Consider the following 728-nt stretch of genomic DNA (forward strand, 5'->3'; position numbering starts at 1 on the left):
ACGCTGACCACCAGAAAGTTGCGACGGTTTACGATCAAGCAACTGTTCGATTTGCAGCATTTCTGCCACTCGATTTACTTCAGCATCAATCTCTTGCTGCGGCATCTTGCGAATCTTCAAACCGAAAGCGATATTGCCACGCACCGTCATGTTTGGATACAAGGCGTACGACTGGAATACCATCGCGATATCGCGATCTTTAGGTTCAACCTGCGCCACGTCTATGCCATCAATTACAATCTCACCCGAGCTAATATTCTCTAGCCCAGCGATGGTGTTCATCAAGGTGGATTTCCCACACCCCGAAGGGCCGACAAGTATCAAAAATTCCCCCGAATCGATACTAATGTCGATGCCCTTTAACGTTTCGTTGTCCGCGTTGCGATAGGTTTTACGGATCTGTTTTAAATCTAATGTTGCCATGGGTAATTATCCTTTTACTGATCCTGCCGTTAGGCCACGAACAAAATATTTTCCTGCGAAGACGTACACCAACAGCGTTGGCAAGGCAGCGATGATCGCGGCAGCCATATCGACGTTATATTCTTTAACGCCTGTGCTGGTGTTGACTAGGTTGTTTAATGCCACGGTAATCGGCTGTGTCTCTGAGCCCGAATACACCACCCCGAATAAGAAATCGTTCCAGATTGCGGTGAACTGCCAGATCACTGTCACCATGATGATAGGTGTAGAGATCGGTAATAAGATCTTAAAGAAAATGGTAAAGA

1 protein-coding gene and 1 pseudogene are annotated in these 728 nt (G+C 46.6%); both read right to left on the minus strand.

What is annotated here, in order from left to right; all coding sequences use genetic code 11:
- Window positions 1–423: ABC transporter ATP-binding protein (locus tag AB4496_RS27910; protein ID WP_372133277.1), on the minus strand; the 423-nt coding region annotated here is incomplete at its 3' end.
- Window positions 424–429: 6 nt separating this feature from the next.
- Window positions 430–728, minus strand: a pseudogene (locus tag AB4496_RS27915) (carbohydrate ABC transporter permease); the annotation flags it as partial.

This window comes from Vibrio sp. 10N.222.46.A1, from assembly GCF_041473595.1.
Lineage (GTDB): Bacteria > Pseudomonadota > Gammaproteobacteria > Enterobacterales > Vibrionaceae > Vibrio > Vibrio tasmaniensis_A.